Below are 17,565 nucleotides of genomic sequence, written 5' to 3'. Positions count from 1 at the left end.
GACCCGATGACCCACATCTTGATCGTCGAGGACGAAGAGTCCCTCAGCGAGCCGCTCGCCTACATCCTGCAGCGCGAGGGCTACCAGGTGAGCGTGGCCGAGGACGGACCGGCCGCCGTCGCGGCGTTCGACAAGACCGGTGCCGACCTCGTGCTGCTCGACCTCATGCTCCCGGGCATCCCGGGCACCGAGGTCTGCCGCGTGATCCGCACCAGGTCCCAGGTGCCGATCGTCATGCTCACCGCCAAGGACAGCGAGGTGGACATCGTGGTCGGCCTCGAGCTGGGTGCCGACGACTACGTCACGAAGCCGTACTCGACCCGGGAGCTGCTCGCCCGCATCCGGGCCGTGCTGCGCCGCCGCGTCGACCCCGACGACCTGTCCGACTCGATGCTCGAGGCAGGCGACATCCGAATGGACGTCGAGCGTCACGTGGTGACGGTCCGCGGGGACGACGTCGCCATGCCCCTCAAGGAGTTCGAGCTGCTCGAACTGCTCATGCGCAACGCCGGTCGCGTGCTCACCCGCGGTCAGCTGATCGACCGGGTCTGGGGTTCGGACTACTTCGGCGACACCAAGACGCTCGACGTGCACATCAAGCGCATCCGCTCGAAGATCGAGGCCGTGCCGTCCGAGCCGAAGGCGCTCGTGACGGTACGCGGTCTCGGCTACCGCATCGAGGCCTGATCCCGAGGGCGGGCCGTCGGCCCGTCCCCACCGCGCCGACGGCCCCGAGGAGGCGCGGTGTACGGAGGACGCGAGAGGCCCGGCACCGCACTCGGCGGGCCGGGCCTCTCGGCTGACGTGAGGGAGACGCTACGGCGTCGGCGACGAGGAGGGTGCCTGCTGGGTCGCCTCGGGCAACGGCGTCGACGACGGCGTGGCCTCGCCGGACGGCGTGGGCGAGGGCAGCAGGGTGGCGTACTCGCCCAGCGCTCCCGTGAGGACGGGCACGACGAACGACTTGCCGGTCTCGGTGCCGTACTGGACGAAGATCGTCACGAGGGCACCCGGGTCGGAGTCGAGGGACTCCATGAGGAACTGGTCCTGACCGGGCTCGGTGCCCAACGAGACCTGCGACGAGCCGTCGACGTCGACGGTCTGGGTCTTCTTGCCGTCGGTCGTGGGGTACTCGAACGAGACCTCGGCGGCCTCGTCGCTCGTGTTGAGCACGACCATGCTGAGGCTGGCGGTGCCGCCGTCGCCCTCGCTCGCGGTGAGGGCGATCGCATTGCGCACCTGGATGTCGCCCACGTTGACGCTCGTGCCGTCGCTCGCGTCGTACTGCTTCGTGGTGGCCTGGGGGCTGATGAAGTTGCAGCCGGCGGCGGTCAGGACGACCACGGCACCGACGGCGGCGGCCGAGACGAGCCGCGTCGTCAAGCCACGCGACTTCAGGGTTGGGGCTCGCACAGGTGTCCTCCAGGATCAGCGTCACGACAAACGTACGTCGTCCAGCTTATCCGCGCCCGCAGGGGTCGGTTCCTTAGGGCAGCCTTACCAACGACGGCTTATGGTATCCTGGGTGTCGCAGAATGGAGCCTGATTCATGCAGTTCGAGGTCGGCGAGACCGTTGTATACCCGCATCACGGGGCAGCGACAATCTCAGAAGTCAAGAAGCGGATCATCAAGGGCGAAGAGAAGCTGTACCTCAAGCTTCGCGTCACCCAGGGTGATCTGACCATCGAAGTACCCGCAGACAACGTCGACCTGGTCGGCGTGCGAGACGTCATCGGCAAAGAAGGGCTGGACCGCGTCTTCGACGTGCTCCGCGCCCCCTTCACCGAAGAGCCGACCAACTGGTCGCGCCGCTACAAGGCGAACCTCGAGAAGCTCGCCAGCGGTGACGTCATCAAGGTGTCCGAGGTCGTCCGCGACCTCTGGCGTCGCGATCAGGACCGTGGCCTCTCGGCCGGCGAGAAGCGCATGCTCGCCAAGGCTCGTCAGATCCTGATCAGCGAGCTCGCGCTCGCCGAGAAGACCGACGAAGAGAAGGCGTCGAGCGTCCTCGACGAGGTCCTTGCGTCCTAGCACTCCCGACGACCGCTCGGTCGACGACGGTGGGGTCCACACCCCGTCCGTCGCCGGTCGGGCGGTCGTCGTCGTTGCGGCCGGAAGCGGCACGCGCCTCGCCCTCGGCAAGCCGAAGGCGTTCGTCGAGGTGGCCGGGCGCAGCATCCTCGAACGCTCGCTCGACGCCGTCTTCGCCTCGGCCGTGCCGACGCAGGTCGTCGTCGTCGTGCCCGAGGCGCTCGTCGACGAGTCCCGCACCCTCGTCGACGCCCTCGCCGGCCCGGCCCGTGGCTACGCCTCCGTCGTCGTCGGCGGTGCCACCCGCCAGCAATCGGTCGCGGCGGGCCTGACGGCCCTGGGGCCCGACGTCGAGACCGTGCTCGTCCACGACTGCGCCCGACCGTTCACGCCCACCGCCCAGTTCGACCTGGTCGCGACGACCGTCGAGGCGAGCGGTGACGGCGTCGTCCCCGGGCTGCCGGTCACCGACACGATCAAACGCGTCGACGCTGACGCCGCCTTCGTCGTCGACACCGTCGACCGCAGTGAACTCGTCGCCATGCAGACGCCGCAGGGGTTCCCGCGCGCCGCCCTCGACCACGCCTACGCGACGGCGTCCGTCGAGCACACCGACGACGCGGCGCTCTTCGCCGCCGCCGGTCACCGCGTCCGCGTCGTGGCGGGCGACCCCGTGGCCTTCAAGATCACCACCCCGTGGGACCTGCGCCGGGCCGAGACGATCGTCGCCGAGAGCGAGGCGACCCGGCCGGGTCCTGACGCGAGCGCTCGACCGGCCCCGCGCCTCCTGACCGGGGTCGGCACCGACGTCCACGCGTTCGACGCGGCCCAGCCGATGCACCTCGGGCTGCTGCACTTCCCGGGCGAGGCGGGCCTCGCGGGCCACAGCGACGGCGACGCGGTCGCCCACGCGATCGTCGACGCCCTGCTCTCGGCGGCGGGCCTCGGCGACATCGGGTCGAGTTTCGGCACGGACGACCCCCGGTTCGCCGGGGCGTCCGGCGACGTCTTCCTCACGGCGACCCTCGAGCTGCTCGCGGCGGCGGGGGCCGCTCCGGTCAACGTCGCCGTCCAGGTCGTCGGCAACCGGCCCCGGCTGTCCTCCCGCCGCGTCGAGATGCAGGCGGGGCTGACGCGCGTGGTCGGCGCCCCGGTGAGCGTGTCGGCCACGACGACCGACGGGCTCGGCTTCACCGGTCGGGGCGAGGGCGTGGCCGTGATCGCGACGGCACTCGTCACGCGCGACGGGTCGTCCACGGGCCACGGGGCGTCCCCGGGCGACGCGACCGAAGCCGCGTCAAATAGGCTGATCACGTGACCATCAGGCTCTACGACTCCCGTCAGCAGACGCTCGTCGACTTCGTCCCGCTCGTGCCCGGCCAGGTCGGGCTGTACGTCTGCGGACCCACCGTCCAGTCGTCGCCCCACATCGGGCACCTGCGCTCGGCTCTGGTCTACGACCTCTGGCGTCGGTGGTTCACCTACCGTGGCCTCGACGTCACCCTCGTGCGCAACGTCACCGACATCGACGACAAGATCCTCGCGCTGGCCGCCGACACGACCGAAGAATGGTGGGCGCGCGCCTACCGCTACGAACTCGAGTTCACCGCCGGCTACCAGGCGCTCGGCATCCTGCCGCCGACCTACGAGCCCCGGGCGACCGCCAGCGTCAGCGAGATGCAGCAGATCATCACGACGCTGCTCGAGAAGGGGCACGCCTACGTCGCCCCGGACGGCTCGGGCGACGTCTACTTCGACACCGCCGCCTGGCCGACCTACGGTGCCCTGACCAACCAGTCGATCGACGACATGGCACCCGCGGCCGACGCCGACCCGCGGGGCAAGCGCGACTCCCGCGACTTCGCCCTCTGGAAGGGCCACAAGGCCGACGAGCCCGAGTCCGCCTCGTGGGCCTCGCCCTGGGGTGACGGGCGACCCGGCTGGCACATCGAGTGCTCGGCGATGTCGGCCCGCTACCTCGGCGAGGCGTTCGACATCCACGGCGGCGGGCTCGACCTGCGGTTCCCGCACCACGAGAACGAGCTGGCGCAGTCGACCGCGGCCGGCATGGGTTTCGCCTCGTACTGGATGCACAACGGCCTCGTCGCCGTCGAGGGCCAGAAGATGTCGAAGTCCCTCGGCAACTCCATCTTCGCCGCCGACTTCCTGGCGCAGGCCCGTCCCGTCGTCGTCCGCTACTTCTTCAGCGCCGCGCACTACCGGTCGACCATCGACTACCACGAGGGCGCGCTGCTCGAGGCCGAGGCAGCCCTCGACCGCGTCGAGACGTTCCTCGAACGGGCTCAGCGTCGCCTCGCCGACACGCGCTTCGCCGGTGTCGGTGCCCGCGTCGTGCCCGACGAGTTCGGCGAGGCGATGGACGACGACCTCAACGTCCCCCAGGCCGTGGCCGTGCTGCACGACACGGTGCGCGCCGGCAACGTGGCCCTCGACGACGGCGACCTCGACACCGCCGCACGCTCCTGGCAGCACGTGGCCGCCATGGTGGCCGTGCTCGGCATCGACCCGACGGCGCCCGAGTGGCGTGCCGGTGACGAGGTCGACGCGCACCGCGCGCTCGGCACGCTCGTCGACGTACTCTTGGCCGAACGCCAGCAAGCCCGGGCCGATCGCGACTTCTCGCGGGCCGACGAGATCAGAGGCGTCCTGACGGGCGCCGGCATCACCATCGAAGACACCCCCAGCGGGTCGCATTGGAGCCTCGAACAGTGAAGAACACCAGCGGAGCACGCAAGGGCCGTCCCGGCAGCAGTGCCGTGCGTCAGGGCAGCAAGGGCAAGCAGGTCGGCAGCGGCGGCCAGGGGCGCCAGGCGCTCGAGGGCAAGAAGCCCACCCCCGCGGCGGAGGACCGTCCGTACCACCCCGCGGGCAAGGCCAAGGCGGCGCGTGAGCGACTCGAGGCGGCCCGTGGTCGTGGCGGAGCCGGTCCCCGTGCCGGGTCGCCGATCGCCGGTCGCGGCGGACCGGACGCCCCCCGTCGTCGCCCCAAATCGGCCGACGACCACGAGATGGTGACCGGTCGCAACTCCGTCGTCGAGGCCTTGCGGACGCGCATCCCCGCCACGACGCTCTACATCGCCGCCCGCATCGAGATGGACGAGCGCACGAAAGAGATCCTGCAGCTCGCCACCCGCCGCGGCCTGCCGATCCTCGAGGTCATGCGCCCCGAGCTCGACCGCATCACCGGCCACGACTCCGTGCACCAGGGCGTCGCGCTCAAGGTGCCGCCGTACGAGTACGCGCACCCCGTCGACATGCTCGAGGCCGCGGTCAAGCGTCAGCAGAAGCCGCTCTTCGTCGCGCTCGACGGCATCACCGACCCGCGCAACCTCGGAGCGATCATCCGCTCGGTGGCCGCGTTCGGCGGGCAGGGCGTCATCGTCCCGCAGCGTCGTTCGGTCGGCCTGACGGCGTCGGCCTGGAAGACCTCGGCCGGTGCGGCCGCGCGCATCCCCGTCGCGATGGCGTCGAACCTGACCCAGACCCTCAAGTCGTTCAAAGAGCAGGGCGTGTTCGTCGTGGGCCTCGACGGTGACGGCGACGTCATGCTGCCCGGGCTGGAGCTCGCCGACCGCCCGATCGTGGTCGTCGTCGGCAGCGAGGGCAAGGGCCTGTCGCGCATCGTCGCCGAGACCTGCGACGCGATCGTGTCGGTGCCGATCACCGGTGCCGTCGAATCGTTGAACGCCGGCATCGCGGCCTCGGTCACGTTGTACGAGATCTCGAAGCTCCGCGCCGAGCGCAAGAAGAAGTAGCGAGGGCGCCCGCGAGACGCGGGGCCTCGAGGAGGCGCGGGTCGGCTGGTCGCCGGCCCGCGCCTCCTGCGCTCTCAGACCTTGCTGCGCCAGTCCTCGTCCGCGTCGGCCTCGTCGGCCTCGAGCTGGGCGGCCTCGGGCAGCGTGAGGGACTCGGTCGCGGGCTCGATCACCATCTGCTCGTCGCGACGGTGGCGCAGCACGTCGTTGATGTACGAGGTGAGGGCTTCGGCGATCGGCACGTCGCGGTTCTCGGCCTGCGACTGGTACCAGCGGTGCTCGAGCAGCTGGTGGAAGACCTCGGCGGGTTCGAGCCGTCCGCGCAGGTCGCGGGGGATCGAGCGCACGACGGGCTCGAAGACGCGCGAGGCCCACTCGTGGGCGATCATCTCTTCGTCAGAGTCCGACTGGTCGGTGCGCATGCGGTACGCGTCGAGGTCGTTCAACAGTCGACGGGCCTGGTTCTCTTCGACGTCGAGGCCGGTGAGTCGGAGCAGGCGGCGCGAGTGGTGCCCGGCATCGACGACCTTGGGCTGGATCTTGACCTGGCTGCCGCCCTCGGCCGTCTTGATGGCCAGTTCTTCGATGTCGAAGCCGAGGTCGTTCAGGCGCTCGACGCGGTCGTTGATGCGCCAGCGCTCCGAGCTGTCGAAGGTCTCGGCCCCGGTCAGTTCGGTCCAGAGGCTGCGGTACGCGGCGACGATGCCGTTGCTCACGTCGACCGGGTCGAGGTTGTCGTCGAGGCGACCCCCGGCCTCGAGGTCGAGCAGTTCGCCGGCGATGTTGACGCGGGCGACCTCGAGGTCGTTCTCGCGCTGCCCGTTCGAGAGGCCGCCCGGGTAGAGCTTGCCCGTCTCGGCGTCGACGAGATACGCCGCGAACGCACCGGCGTCCCGGCGGAACAACGTGTTCGACAACGACACGTCGCCCCAGTAGAAGCCGATGATGTGCAGCCGGACGAGCAGGAGGGCGAGCGCGTCGACGAGGCGACGAGCCGTGTCGGGGCGCAACGTCTGCGAGTACAGCGCCCGGTAGGGGAGCGAGAACTTCAGGTGGCGCGTGACGAGCACCGGGTTCAGCGGCGACCCGTCGGCGTCCTGGCGGTTGGTGATGACCGCGAGCGGGTCGACGCACGGGATGTCCATGCGCTGCAGCGTGCGCAGCATCTCGTACTCGCCGCGGGCCATCTCGCCCGACGTCTCCTTGATGGCGATGACGAAGCCGCTGAGGTGCGCGAACCGGACGAGGTGGCGCGAGATGCCCTTGGGCAGGGTCGCGATGGCCTCGTCGGGCCACTCCTCGAGCGGGAGGGCCCAGGGCAGGTCGAGCAGCGCCGGGTCGGCCGTGGCCGAGGTGATGTTGAGGGAGTCGGGCATGAGGGCCTCTCGTGCGGGGGAGCGCCGCCTGAGGCGAGGCGGCGGGGGAGGTTCGGGAGGCGCGGGGCCGGAACGCGGGACGGCCCGCCGGGCCGATCGGAGGAGTGCTCCGAGCGGACTCGACGGGCCGACCCGACGGGGTGCTACGCGCTGACGACGGCCTTGTCGCCGAGGCGCTCGCCGCTCTCGGTGTCGAAGACGTGCACGTGGTGCGCCTGCGGGGTGACGTAGATCGTCTCGCCCAGCTTGGGGTGGTTGCGACCGTCGACGCGGACGACGACGTCGACGCGGTTGCCGTCGACCTCGGTGTGGCCGTAGAGGTACCCGTCGGCGCCGAGCTCTTCGACGACGTCGACGGTGACCGCGAGGCCCTCGCCGGTCGTGTTGACCACGACGTCCTCGGGACGCACGCCCACGGTCACGCTCTTGCCGTTGGCCTGGCCGACGGTGTCGCGGTCGACCGCGGTGACGGCGGTGCCGAACTGGATGCCACCGTCGACGACGTCGGCGGGCAGCAGGTTCATGGCAGGCGAGCCGATGAAGCCGGCGACGAAGACGTTCTGCGGTTTCTCGTACAGGTCGCGCGGCGTGCCGACCTGCTGCAGGACGCCGTCCTTCAGCACGGCGATGCGGTCGCCCATGGTGAGCGCCTCGGTCTGGTCGTGCGTGACGTAGACCGTGGTGACGCCCAGTCGGCGCTGCAGCGACGCGATCTGGGTGCGGGTCTGCACGCGCAGCTTGGCGTCGAGGTTCGACAGCGGCTCGTCCATGAGGAACACCTGGGGCTGACGCACGATGGCGCGGCCCATGGCGACGCGCTGACGCTGACCACCCGAGAGGGCCTTGGGCTTGCGCGAGAGGTAGGGCTCGAGGTCGAGCAGCTTGGCGGCCTCGAGGACGCGGGTGGCCCGCTCTTCTTTGCCGACGCCGGCGATCTTCAGGGCGAAGCCCATGTTCTCGGCGACCGTCATGTGCGGGTAGAGCGCGTAGTTCTGGAAGACCATCGCGATGTCGCGGTCCTTCGGCGGGACGTCGGTGACGTTGCGGTCGCCGATGTAGATGTCACCCGAGTTGACCTCTTCGAGGCCTGCGAGCATGCGCAGGGTGGTCGACTTGCCGCAGCCGGAGGGGCCGACGAGGACGAGGAACTCGCCGTCGGCGACCTCGAGGTCGATGCCGTCGACCGCGGCGCGGGTGCTGCCGGGGTAGAGACGAGTTGCCTTGCTGAACGTGACTGACGCCATGATCTTCTCCTTCACCGGCAGGTACGTGCCGGACGATCCGTTGTGAATGGACGGTGATCAACCTCAGAGGTCTGCGGTGACCACCACCGATCAGCATGCCATGAAAATCTCTCGGATCGCCACGGGAGCGCCTCTTCTCCACCCGCTCTCGCCCGCGCCTGGCGGACTTCTGCCAGGCTCGCCTCGTACCATGTTTCGTGGCCACGACTCGTGGCGACCGTCCCCACCACCCGCTCGACGCGACCATGCGAGGCCGTCGCGCACCGGAGCCCCATGACTGACCTGAATCCCGACGACTCGTCGTTGACCAAGAACCAGCGGCGCGCGGCGGCCCGCCAGAAGGCCCAGCTGGCGCGCCAGAAGCAGAAGCGGCGCCAGCGCGCGGGCAAGTGGGCGCTGCGGGGCGGTCTCGCCCTCGTGGTGATCGCGATCGTCGTCGGCGTCGTGCTGGTCATCACGAACAGCATCCGCCCGGCCGGCCCCGGCCCCGCCAACATGGCCAGCGACGGCATCAAGATCGGTCAGGGCTTCGAGGCCGTGCAGACCGGGGCCCTCGGCCCCGACGACGAGCCCACGGCGTCGGCGTCCACGGCGTCGAGCGACACGGTCGACATCGTCGTCTACCTCGACTACCTCTGCCCCATCTGCGGCGAGTTCGAGCAGGCGAACAACGACTACATCAGCGGCCTCGTCGAGTCGGGGGCGGCGACGGTCGAGTACCACCCGGTCGCCATCCTCACGAACCAGTCCCTCGGCACGAAGTACAGCAACCGGGCGGCCAACGCGGCGGCCTGCGTGGCGAACTACTCGCCGAACTCGTTCTTCGACTTCAACACCGCGATGTTCGAGCAGCAACCCGAAGAGGGCACGCGCGGTCTCGACGACTCGCAGCTCGCCGACATCGCGACCGGCGTCGACGGGGTGACGAAGGCGAGCGACATCACCAGGTGCATCGACGACGACGAGTTCGGTTCGTGGGTGACGGCGGCGACCCAGCGGGCCATCGACGGTCCCTTGCCGAACAGCGACCTCGACGCCCTCACGGGCACGCCGACGGTCCTCGTCAACGGGCAGAAGTACGACGGCAGCCGTCCGTTCACGGTGCAGGAGTTCCGCAGCTTCGTCGTGACGGCGGCCGGCAACAGCTACACCGAGTCGGGCACGGCCAGCCCGTCGCCGACCCCGACCGAGTCGGCCCCGGCCGAGTCGGCCCCGGCCGAGACGCCGGCCGGCTAGGTCGTCATGCGGGGGTGCGGGAGCACCCCCGTGCGGTCCCGGGCGGCCACGGGCAGCTCGTGCAGCACCACGTCGCGCACCTCGCCCGCGTCGAGGGTCAGCGTGAGGTAGGTGGCGTGGGGCTGGCGACGGCGGTCCGTGGGCGACCCCGGGTTCAGCAGGCGCAGGCCCGCCGGGGTCGTCGTGTCCCACGGGATGTGGCTGTGCCCGAACAGCAGCAGGTCGGTCTCGGGGAAGTCGCGGTCCATTCGTCGTTCGCGCGCCTCCTTGGCTCCCGTCTCGTGCACCACGGCGAGACGCACGCCCTCGATCGTCGTGCGGGCCACCTCGGGCAACCGGGCGCGCAGCGCGTCGCCGTCGTTGTTGCCCCAGACCCCGATCAGGAGGCGCGCGCGGGCCTCGAACTCGTCGAGCAGCGGTTCGCCGATCCAGTCGCCCGCGTGCACGACGACGTCGGCCCTCTCGACCGCGGTCCACACGACCCCCGGAACGGCCTTGGCCTTCTGCGGCACGTGGGTGTCGGACACGACGAGGACGGAGGTCGGCATGACTCCCACGCTAGGCGCGCGTCGGGTCGCGGGGGCACCGATCCGGCCCGATATTCTCGTGACGGGGTTGGCTGTCCTAGTCGGGCCGATCACCCCCGACGCCTCCGTCGGCGCACCGGCACGCGGCCGTGCCCGGCCGTGCCCTTTCCGGCGCCCCTCTCGACCCCCGCACCCCCAGAAACGAGGACGACACCGTGGCACTCTTCCGCAGCCAAGAAGCCGAGGTGGCCAAACAGGACGCCGCCGTCCGGCACTCCCTCTGGGCCGACGCGTTCGGCACGCTCGCGACGCGTGCCGTGCAGATCATCGCGGTGCTCGTCGTCGCGATCGGCGTCATCTACGTCTTCCTCAGCCTGAGCCTCGTCACCCTGCCGGTGCTGCTCGCGCTGATCTTCGCCTCGGCCATGCTGCCGGTCGTCGCGTTCCTGCGGCGCCACAAGGTGCCCTCGGTGCTCGCGACCCTGATCTGCCTCTTCGCCGTGTTGATCATCCTCGGGCTCGTCGCCTGGCTGATCGTCTGGGCCGTCGAGAGCCAGGCCAGCTCGCTCGCCGACTCGGCCACCTCGGGCTTCAACAAGCTGCAGGACTGGGTCACGACCCTTCCGTTCTCGATCAGCGACCAGCAGATCGACGACGTCCGCAACACGGCCGTCGACTTCGTGACGAGCTCGCAGTTCGGTTCGGGCGCACTCGCCGGCGCCTCGGCCGTGGGCAGCTTCGCGACGGGCCTCGTGCTGATGATCGTCGTGCTGTTCTTCTTCCTCAAGGACGGCCCGGCGATCTGGGAGTTCCTGCTGCGCCCGTTCAAGGGCGAGAACTACGCCCGCGCCCGTCGCATCGGCGACAAGACGGTCACCACCCTCGGCGGCTACGTGCGCGGCACGGCGACGGTCGCCGCCGTCGACGCCATCGGGATCGGCGTCGGCCTCTGGATCGTCGGCGTGCCGCTGGCCCTGCCGCTCGCAGTCATCGTGTTCCTGACGGCGTTCATCCCCCTCGTGGGCGCCACGGCCGCGGGCATCCTCGCGGCGCTCGTCGCCCTCGTCGCGCTCGGCCCCGTCCAGGCGCTGATCGTCGTCGGCATCGTCGTCGTCGTGAACCAGCTCGAGGGCAACTTCCTGCAGCCGGTGCTGATGGGCCGCACGTTGCAGCTCCACGGCCTCGTCATCCTCGTCGCCCTGACCGCCGGCACGATCCTCGGCGGTGTCGTCGGGGCCGTCATCGCCGTGCCGCTCATGGCCGTCGTCTGGGGCATCACCCAGGTCTGGAACGGCGACCACCAACCGGCCGAGATGTTCCGCCAGAAGCGGCCCGAAGAGGTCCGCTAGCGCTCACGGGCGAGGCGGGGCCCGCAGGAGGCGCGGTGCGAGGACGACTCGCACCGCGCCTCCTGCGCGTCCGCGGTCGGGAGCCCCCCTCGCGCGGGCGTTCGAGAGAAAAGTGCAGCAACTGCACTCAAATGGTTGCGGATCGTCAACGAAAGCGTATGGTTGACATTCTGCAACCAACGGACCCGGCCAACGGCGGTCAGTCCTCACCATCTCGAACCACCGGAGCGCACCTTGTCGCAGACCACGACCGCCGCGGGCACGAAGCCCGCGGCACCCCACGAACCGGGCGAAGCGCCCGGCATGAGCCACCGCGAAGTCCTCACGGCCCTGTCGGGCCTGTTGATGGGCATGCTCGTGGCGATCCTCTCGTCGACCGTCGTGTCGACCTCGCTGCCGCGCATCGTCAGCGACCTCAACGGCAGCCAGACCTCGTACACCTGGGTCATCACCGCGACCCTGCTGGCCACCACCGTCAGCACCCCGCTGTGGGGCAAGTTCAGCGACCTGACGAACCGCAAGGTGCTGCTGCAGGTCGCCCTCGTGCTGTTCGTGCTCGCCTCCGTCGCGGCGGGTTTCTCCCAGAACACCGCGACGCTGATCACCTTCCGCGTCTTCCAGGGGCTCGGCGCCGGTGGCCTCACCGCGCTGGTGCAGGTCGTCATGAGCGACATCATCAGCCCGCGTGAGCGCGGCCGCTACATGGGCTACCTCGGCGCCGTGATGAGCGTCGGCACCATCGGCGGGCCGCTGCTCGGCGGCGTGCTCACCGACTCGATCGGCTGGCGCTGGAACTTCTTCGTCGGCGTGCCCGTCGGCGTCGCCGCCCTCATCGTCATCCAGCGCACCCTGCACCTGCCCCCGAAGCCCAAGAAGGCCGTCGTCGTCGACTACTGGGGCGCGGGCCTGATCGCCGGCGGCGTCTCGCTGCTGCTCGTCTGGGTGTCGCTCGGCGGCAAGCAGTTCGACTGGAACTCGACCACCAGCTGGCTGATGGGCGTCGGCGCGGCGGTCCTGCTCGCGCTCGCCGTCGTCGTGGAGTTCCGCTCGAAGGAGCCGATCATCCCCCTGACGCTCTTCACGAACCGCACCTTCACCTTCGCGGTCATCGCCTCGCTCAGCGTCGGCGTCGCGATGTTCGGCACCAGCGTGTTCCTCGGCCAGTACATGCAGCTCGCGCGCGGCCAGTCCCCGACCATGGCCGGGATACTGACCCTGCCGATGGTGCTCGGCCTGCTGATCTCGTCGATGGTCGCCGGTGCGCTCATCTCGAAGTACGGCAAGTGGAAGCCCTACATGATCGTCGGGTCGATCCTGCTCGCCGCCGGCCTCTTCCTCATGTCGACCATCGAGTACGACACGAACTTCGCCATCGTCTCGGTCTTCATGGCCATGATGGGGCTCGGCATCGGCATGGTCATGCAGAACCTCGTCCTCGTCGTGCAGAACTCGGTCGACGTCAGCGTCGTCGGTGCCGCCTCGTCGAGCGTCGCGTTCTTCCGCAGCCTCGGCGGCACGATCGGCGTCTCGGTCATGGGTGCCGTCCTCGGCACCAAGGTCTCGGGTTACATCACCGACGGCCTCACCGACGCCGGGGTCGACCCCAGCGCGCTCGGCAGCGGCGGCTCGACGAGCATCCCCGACCTCAGCACCGTGCCCGGCCCGATCCGGACCATCATCGAATCGGCCTACGGTCAGGGCGTCGCCGACGTGTTCCTGATCGCGGCCCCGCTGGCGATCATCACCATCGTGTTCGTCTGCCTGCTGCCCAACGTCGAGCTCGGCACCAAGACCGGCCTCCAGCGTGCGGCGGCGAAGACGGACGACCCGGCGGACGGCGCTGCCTCGGCCTCGGCCTCGGTCGAGCACGACGGAGGCGCGGCTCCGGTCGACGCGAACGCCGCGTCCCCGGCCGCCAAGGGAGCCGCGGCCACGGCCGGCCTGGCCCCCGCCGTGTCGAGCGCCCCGGCGACGGAGTCGACGCCGGCACCGGTCTCGCCGATCGACGAGGGCCGCGGTCCCGCCGAGGGCCAGCGCCGTCACCACGGCCACACGACGACCGCCACCGGTACCATCGACACGATCATCGCGACGGGCGCCGCCGAGGTGGCAGGGCACCCGGTGCCCGCCGACGAACTGGCCGAGAGCCCGGTGTTCTCGTCCCTGGTCGAGGAGAAAGATGTCGCAGCCGACCGTTGACGGCCCGCCCGAGGGTGCGGTGCTCGACGCGCCGCGCCCCTCGGGGGGCGACCCTGCCGACCAGGCCGCACCGCGCCTCCTCGGGGCCGCGGGGCAGGCCGCACCGCACCTCCCGGGTCCCGACGACGACGGCCGCGAGGGCCTCATGGCCGGCGTGGTCGACGAGATCGGCTCGATGATGGTCGAGGCCAAGCGAACGATCGCCGCGGCGGCGTCGCGCTTCGACCCGGACGTGCCGCCCACGGCCTTCTACGTGCTGCGCTACGTGATGAAGCACCAGCCGTGCAGCGCCGGCGACATCGTCAAGGCGATGGCGATGGACAAGAGCGCGGTCAGCAGGCAGGTCACGTTGCTCCGCGAGGCCGGGTTCGTCGACGTGGTGCCCGACGCCGCCGACGGACGGGTCATGACCCTGCGCAGCACCGAGCGCGCCGAGAGCCGCATGCTCGAGGTGCGCCACGAGAACCGCGCCGTGTTCCGCAACCACGTCGAGGGCTGGTCCGACGACGAGCTCGCCGAGTTCGCCGGCTGGCTGCGCCGGTTCAACTCCCCCGCCGGGTAGCGCCGGAGCCGTCCGGCAGCGCCCCGCCCTCCGCACCGACGAAGGCCCCCTCCCGTGACGGGAGGGGGCCTTCGTGCGTGCAGGCGGGTGCTAGATGGTCGCGGTGTCGATCACGAAGCGGTAGCGGACCTTGCTGGCGACGACGCGCTCGTAGGCCTCGTCGACCTCGTCGGCGCCGATCGTCTCGATCTCGGCTCCGATGTGGTGCTCGGCGCAGAAGTCCAGCATCTCTTGCGTCTCGGGGATGCCGCCGATGTTCGAGCCGGCGAGGCTGCGACGGCCACCGATCAGCGAGCCGGCGCTGAACGACTGCGGGTTCTCGGGCAGGCCGACGAACACCATGGTGCCGTTCAGGCGCAGGGTGCGGGCGTAGGCGTCGATGTCCATGTCGGCCGAGATCGTGTTGATGATCAGGTCGAACGAGCTGCGCAGCTGCGTGAACGTCTCGGGGTCGCTCGAGGCGTAGTAGTGGTCGGCACCGAGCTTCAGGCCGTCCTCCCGCTTGGACAGGGTCTGGCTGATGACGGTGACCTCGGCGCCCAGCGCGTGGGCGATCTTGACGGCCATGTGGCCGAGCCCGCCCATGCCGACGACCGCGACCTTCTTGCCGGGGCCCGCGCCCCAGTGCTTCAGCGGCGAGTAGGTGGTGATGCCGGCGCAGAGCAGCGGCGCGGCCTCGTCGAGCGAGATGCCCTCGGGGATCGACAGCACGTAGTTCTCGTCGGCGACGATCTGCTTGGCGTAGCCGCCGTAGGTGGGCTCGCCCGAGTACTGGCGGCCGTTGTAGGTCGCGACGTTGCCCTTGACGCAGAACTGCTGCTCGCCCGCGAGGCAGTTCTCGCACTCGCGGCAGCTGTCGACGAAGCAGCCGATGCCGACGCGGTCGCCCACCTTGTGCTTCGTGACGTCGGAGCCGACCTCGGTGACGATGCCGGCGATCTCGTGGCCGGGCACCATCGGGAAGATGGCCTTGCCCCATTCTTCGCGGGCCTGGTGGATGTCGCTGTGGCAGATGCCGGCGAACGCGATGTCGATCTGGACGTCGTTCGGACCGACGTCGCGCAGTTCGACGGTGGAGTGCTCGAAGGGGGCGCCGGCGGACGGCGTGAGCAGGACGGGGACGGTGGTGGGCATGAGATGACCTCTCTGCGAGTGGTGGTGCGGTGGTGGTGCGCGCCCCGCGGGCGCGACGGATTCCGACGACGTTGTGGGATGCAACCCAGCCTAGGCGGCACCCCCGACAGCGGCTCCCAGAGAAGCGGCCGGCCGGAGGAGGCGCGGGTCGTCGACCCGAGGAGGCGCGGCTCAGCCGAGCAGCTCGGCCTGCCAGACGAGCGCGGCGGCCCCGACCAGGGGGCTCTCGTCGCTCAGGCCCGAGCGGACGACCCGGACGCGACGGGCGTACTCGTTGACCGGCGCCTCCTGGACCGCGGCCCGGACGAGGTCGAGGTAGTCGTCGCTGACGCGCGAGAAGCCGCCGCCGATGGCGACCACGTCGAGGTCGAGGAGGGTCGTGACCGACGAGATCGCCTCGCCCACGGCGTTCGCGGAGCGACGCACCGCCGCGACGGCGATCGCGTCCCCGGCGACGTAGCCGGCGGCGAGGTCCTCGCCGCGCTCGCCCGTCCAGCCTCGTTCCCGGGCCCAGGCGACGACGTTCGGGCCCGAGGCGATGACCTCGAGCGTGGCGGCCCAGGCGCTCTCGCCCGCGGGGCGGTCCGCGATCTGGATCTGGCCGATGTGACCGGCGTTGCCCGTGCCTCCCGAGAGCAGCCGGCCGTTGACGATCAGGCCGCCGCCGACGCCGGTCGAGACGGTGATCGCGAGGGCGTTGTCCGCCCCCTGCGTGGCACCCACCCAGTGCTCGGCGAGGGCGAGGCTGACGCCGTCGAGCCGCAGGGTGACCGGGGCCGCGTCGGGCAGGGTCGACGCCGCCAGGGCCGCGACCTGCTCCCGCAGCGGATAGCCGCGCCAGGCGTGCAGGTTGATCGGCGAGACGGTGCCGTGCACGAGGTCGACGGGCCCGGCGCTGCCGATGCCCGCCCCGACGAGGGCGTCACCCTCGGGCAGGGCGTCGAGGGCGTGCGCCACGACCGCGCGGACCGCCTCGGCGAGTTCGTCGGACGTCGACCCGGCACCGGTGGGGCGTCGGTCGCGACTTCCGTCGAGGAGGGCTCCGTCGGAGGCGACCAGCGCCGCCTCGACCTTCGTTCCGCCCACGTCGACGGCCAGTGCGTAATCGGTCACGTCGGCCAGCGTAGCGGGGGAGTGCGGCCCGACCGCGTGCCGGAATAGGGTGGCTGCCGGCACGCTGACGAAAGGCACCCCCATGGACACCACCGACGGTCGGGTCGCCGTGCTCGGCGACGCCCTCATCGACGAGCTCCGCACCGACGAGGGCTCGACCGACCACGTCGGCGGGGCCGGCCTCAACGTCGCCGTCGGGCTGTCGCGCCTCGGCGTGCCCACGACCCTGCTCGCCTCGATCGGGGACGACGCCGACGGCGAGGCCATCCGGTCGTTCCTCGCCGAGCACGGCGTCGAGCTCGTCCCGACGATCAACCCCCTCGGCACCGGCCGGGCGGTCTCGCTGCGGGTGGCCGGCGAGCCGACCTACGTCTTCACCGACGCCGCCGTCGCCCGCGGTCTCGACTTCTCGCCCGAGCAGCGGGCCGTGCTCGACGCCGCCCCCGTGGTCGCCGTCAGTTCGTACCCGTTCGACGACGCCCCGCTGACCGATCGCTTGCTGCGCGCGGTCGGCACCGACCCCGTGCGGCTCGTCGTCGACCCGAACCCGCGGCCGGGGTTCCTGCCCGGTGGGGCGGCCCAGATCGCCGACTTCGCCGCTGGCTTCGAGCGGGTCGCGGCCTCGGCCCTGCTCGTCAAGATCGGTGACGACGACGCCGAACTCGTCGCCGGGCGCACGCTCGACGACTGGCAGGAGGCGCTGCTCGCGGCGGGCACCGGGGGAGTGCTCGCGACCCGCGGCTCGGCCGGGGCGGGTCTGGTGCTGGCCCCGTCGGCCGGCGACACGGCGGGCACCTCGCTCACCCGCGGCATCTCGGACGCCGACGGCGAGGTCGTCGACACGATGGGTGCGGGCGACGCGACCTTCGCGTCGATCGTCGCGTCGTTGCTCGCCGAGCGGCGCGGGCCCGGTTCGGTCGACTGGGCGGCCGCCCTCGGGCGGGCCATGGACGTGGCGGCGGCGACGGTCAGGGCTCCGGGAGCGCTCCTCCGGCTGCCCCGGTGACGTCGGCGGGT

The 17,565-nt window shown here is 71.0% G+C and carries 16 protein-coding genes; 10 read left to right on the top strand and 6 right to left on the bottom strand.

Annotated elements, in window-relative coordinates:
* Window positions 1-6: 6 nt before the first annotated feature.
* The gene (locus ACIOSR_RS13600) at window positions 7-687 is read left to right on the top strand and encodes a response regulator transcription factor (RefSeq protein WP_056043202.1); all 681 of its coding nucleotides are present in this window, start codon (window positions 7-9) and stop codon (window positions 685-687) included.
* Between the two features lie 129 nt (window positions 688-816).
* On the opposite strand, the gene ACIOSR_RS13595 is transcribed toward ACIOSR_RS13600, so the two are convergent.
* A complete protein-coding gene (locus tag ACIOSR_RS13595; RefSeq protein WP_200412678.1) occupies window positions 817-1,383 on the bottom strand; it encodes a hypothetical protein in 567 nt (188 codons plus the stop codon).
* A 166-nt stretch (window positions 1,384-1,549) separates the two neighbouring features.
* Between ACIOSR_RS13595 and ACIOSR_RS13590 the strand changes: the two genes are divergently transcribed.
* The 4 genes from ACIOSR_RS13590 to rlmB are packed head-to-tail and all read left to right on the top strand — an operon-like array spanning window position 1,550 to window position 5,808.
* The gene (locus ACIOSR_RS13590; RefSeq protein ID WP_043597211.1) at window positions 1,550-2,032 is read left to right on the top strand and encodes a CarD family transcriptional regulator; all 483 of its coding nucleotides are present in this window, start codon (window positions 1,550-1,552) and stop codon (window positions 2,030-2,032) included.
* A complete protein-coding gene (gene ispD, locus ACIOSR_RS13585) occupies window positions 2,022-3,350 on the top strand; it encodes a 2-C-methyl-D-erythritol 4-phosphate cytidylyltransferase (RefSeq protein ID WP_402752889.1) in 1,329 nt (442 codons plus the stop codon). The genes ACIOSR_RS13590 and ispD overlap by 11 nt, the downstream gene beginning before the upstream one ends.
* On the top strand, window positions 3,347-4,765 hold the full coding sequence (gene cysS / locus ACIOSR_RS13580) for a cysteine--tRNA ligase (RefSeq protein WP_173153182.1): 1,419 nt from the start codon (window positions 3,347-3,349) through the stop codon (window positions 4,763-4,765). Before ispD ends, cysS begins: the two co-directional genes overlap by 4 nt.
* A complete protein-coding gene (rlmB, locus tag ACIOSR_RS13575; protein WP_056043187.1) occupies window positions 4,762-5,808 on the top strand; it encodes a 23S rRNA (guanosine(2251)-2'-O)-methyltransferase RlmB in 1,047 nt (348 codons plus the stop codon). The genes cysS and rlmB overlap by 4 nt, the downstream gene beginning before the upstream one ends.
* Before the next feature lie 74 nt (window positions 5,809-5,882).
* Here rlmB and ACIOSR_RS13570 read toward each other — a convergent pair whose 3' ends face one another.
* Together ACIOSR_RS13570 and ACIOSR_RS13565 are read right to left on the bottom strand one after the other, a co-directional pair.
* The gene (locus ACIOSR_RS13570; RefSeq protein ID WP_056043184.1) at window positions 5,883-7,184 is read right to left on the bottom strand and encodes a DUF4032 domain-containing protein; all 1,302 of its coding nucleotides are present in this window, start codon (window positions 7,182-7,184) and stop codon (window positions 5,883-5,885) included.
* A gap of 143 nt (window positions 7,185-7,327) precedes the next feature.
* Window positions 7,328-8,428, bottom strand: a complete 1,101-nt coding sequence (locus ACIOSR_RS13565; RefSeq protein ID WP_043597318.1) for an ABC transporter ATP-binding protein — start codon at window positions 8,426-8,428, stop codon at window positions 7,328-7,330.
* A gap of 273 nt (window positions 8,429-8,701) precedes the next feature.
* On the opposite strand from ACIOSR_RS13565, the gene ACIOSR_RS13560 reads away from it, so the two are divergent.
* Window positions 8,702-9,664 carry a DsbA family protein gene (locus ACIOSR_RS13560; protein WP_402752888.1) on the top strand — a complete coding sequence of 321 codons (963 nt, stop codon included), beginning with the start codon at window positions 8,702-8,704 and terminating at the stop codon, window positions 9,662-9,664.
* Here ACIOSR_RS13560 and ACIOSR_RS13555 read toward each other — a convergent pair.
* On the bottom strand, window positions 9,661-10,212 hold the full coding sequence (locus ACIOSR_RS13555) for a metallophosphoesterase family protein (RefSeq protein ID WP_402752887.1): 552 nt from the start codon (window positions 10,210-10,212) through the stop codon (window positions 9,661-9,663). The two genes, ACIOSR_RS13560 and ACIOSR_RS13555, sit on opposite strands and share 4 nt — an antisense overlap.
* Window positions 10,213-10,406: 194 nt before the next feature.
* Between ACIOSR_RS13555 and ACIOSR_RS13550 the strand changes: the two genes are divergently transcribed.
* The 3 genes from ACIOSR_RS13550 (at window position 10,407) to ACIOSR_RS13540 (ending at window position 14,301) form a co-directional block, all read left to right on the top strand.
* The gene (locus ACIOSR_RS13550; RefSeq protein WP_159827634.1) at window positions 10,407-11,540 is read left to right on the top strand and encodes an AI-2E family transporter; all 1,134 of its coding nucleotides are present in this window, start codon (window positions 10,407-10,409) and stop codon (window positions 11,538-11,540) included.
* A gap of 303 nt (window positions 11,541-11,843) precedes the next feature.
* Window positions 11,844-13,739, top strand: coding sequence for an MDR family MFS transporter (locus ACIOSR_RS13545; RefSeq protein ID WP_082460131.1), 1,896 nt, complete (start codon window positions 11,844-11,846; stop codon window positions 13,737-13,739).
* Window positions 13,720-14,301, top strand: a complete 582-nt coding sequence (locus ACIOSR_RS13540) for a MarR family winged helix-turn-helix transcriptional regulator (RefSeq protein WP_402752886.1) — start codon at window positions 13,720-13,722, stop codon at window positions 14,299-14,301. The genes ACIOSR_RS13545 and ACIOSR_RS13540 overlap by 20 nt, the downstream gene beginning before the upstream one ends.
* Before the next feature lie 90 nt (window positions 14,302-14,391).
* Here the strand turns inward: ACIOSR_RS13540 and ACIOSR_RS13535 are convergent, their stop codons facing one another.
* Entirely contained in the window at window positions 14,392-15,435 is a 1,044-nt protein-coding gene (locus ACIOSR_RS13535) for an NAD(P)-dependent alcohol dehydrogenase (RefSeq protein WP_402752885.1), read from the bottom strand.
* A 171-nt stretch (window positions 15,436-15,606) separates the two neighbouring features.
* Window positions 15,607-16,548 (bottom strand): ROK family protein, encoded by a 942-nt coding sequence (locus tag ACIOSR_RS13530; RefSeq protein WP_402752884.1) that lies wholly within the window; start codon window positions 16,546-16,548, stop codon window positions 15,607-15,609.
* 82 nt (window positions 16,549-16,630) lie between these two features.
* Between ACIOSR_RS13530 and ACIOSR_RS13525 the strand changes: the two genes are divergently transcribed.
* Window positions 16,631-17,554, top strand: coding sequence for a carbohydrate kinase family protein (locus ACIOSR_RS13525; protein WP_285062531.1), 924 nt, complete (start codon window positions 16,631-16,633; stop codon window positions 17,552-17,554).
* Window positions 17,555-17,565 lie beyond the last annotated feature (11 nt).

It is taken from the genome of Frigoribacterium sp. NPDC087798 (assembly GCF_044742985.1).
Taxonomy (GTDB): Bacteria; Actinomycetota; Actinomycetes; order Actinomycetales; family Microbacteriaceae; genus Frigoribacterium.
The sequence above is the reverse complement of the archived record's forward strand: the minus strand, read 5'-3'. Positions and strand labels throughout refer to the sequence as shown.

What these genes read in the sequence shown, in the direction of transcription:
- ACIOSR_RS13600 (WP_056043202.1), top strand. Translation starts at nt 7, where the DNA reads ATGACCCACATCTTGATCGTCGAGGACGAAGAGTCCCTCAGCGAGCCG.
- ACIOSR_RS13590 (WP_043597211.1), top strand. Translation starts at nt 1,550, where the DNA reads ATGCAGTTCGAGGTCGGCGAGACCGTTGTATACCCGCATCACGGGGCA.
- ACIOSR_RS13545 (WP_082460131.1), top strand. Translation starts at nt 11,844, where the DNA reads ATGAGCCACCGCGAAGTCCTCACGGCCCTGTCGGGCCTGTTGATGGGC.
- ACIOSR_RS13555 (WP_402752887.1), bottom strand. Translation starts at nt 10,212, where the DNA reads ATGCCGACCTCCGTCCTCGTCGTGTCCGACACCCACGTGCCGCAGAAG.
- ACIOSR_RS13535 (WP_402752885.1), bottom strand. Translation starts at nt 15,435, where the DNA reads ATGCCCACCACCGTCCCCGTCCTGCTCACGCCGTCCGCCGGCGCCCCC.
- ACIOSR_RS13570 (WP_056043184.1), bottom strand. Translation starts at nt 7,184, where the DNA reads ATGCCCGACTCCCTCAACATCACCTCGGCCACGGCCGACCCGGCGCTG.
- ACIOSR_RS13560 (WP_402752888.1), top strand. Translation starts at nt 8,702, where the DNA reads ATGACTGACCTGAATCCCGACGACTCGTCGTTGACCAAGAACCAGCGG.
- ACIOSR_RS13565 (WP_043597318.1), bottom strand. Translation starts at nt 8,428, where the DNA reads ATGGCGTCAGTCACGTTCAGCAAGGCAACTCGTCTCTACCCCGGCAGC.
- ACIOSR_RS13540 (WP_402752886.1), top strand. Translation starts at nt 13,720, where the DNA reads ATGTCGCAGCCGACCGTTGACGGCCCGCCCGAGGGTGCGGTGCTCGAC.
- ACIOSR_RS13525 (WP_285062531.1), top strand. Translation starts at nt 16,631, where the DNA reads ATGGACACCACCGACGGTCGGGTCGCCGTGCTCGGCGACGCCCTCATC.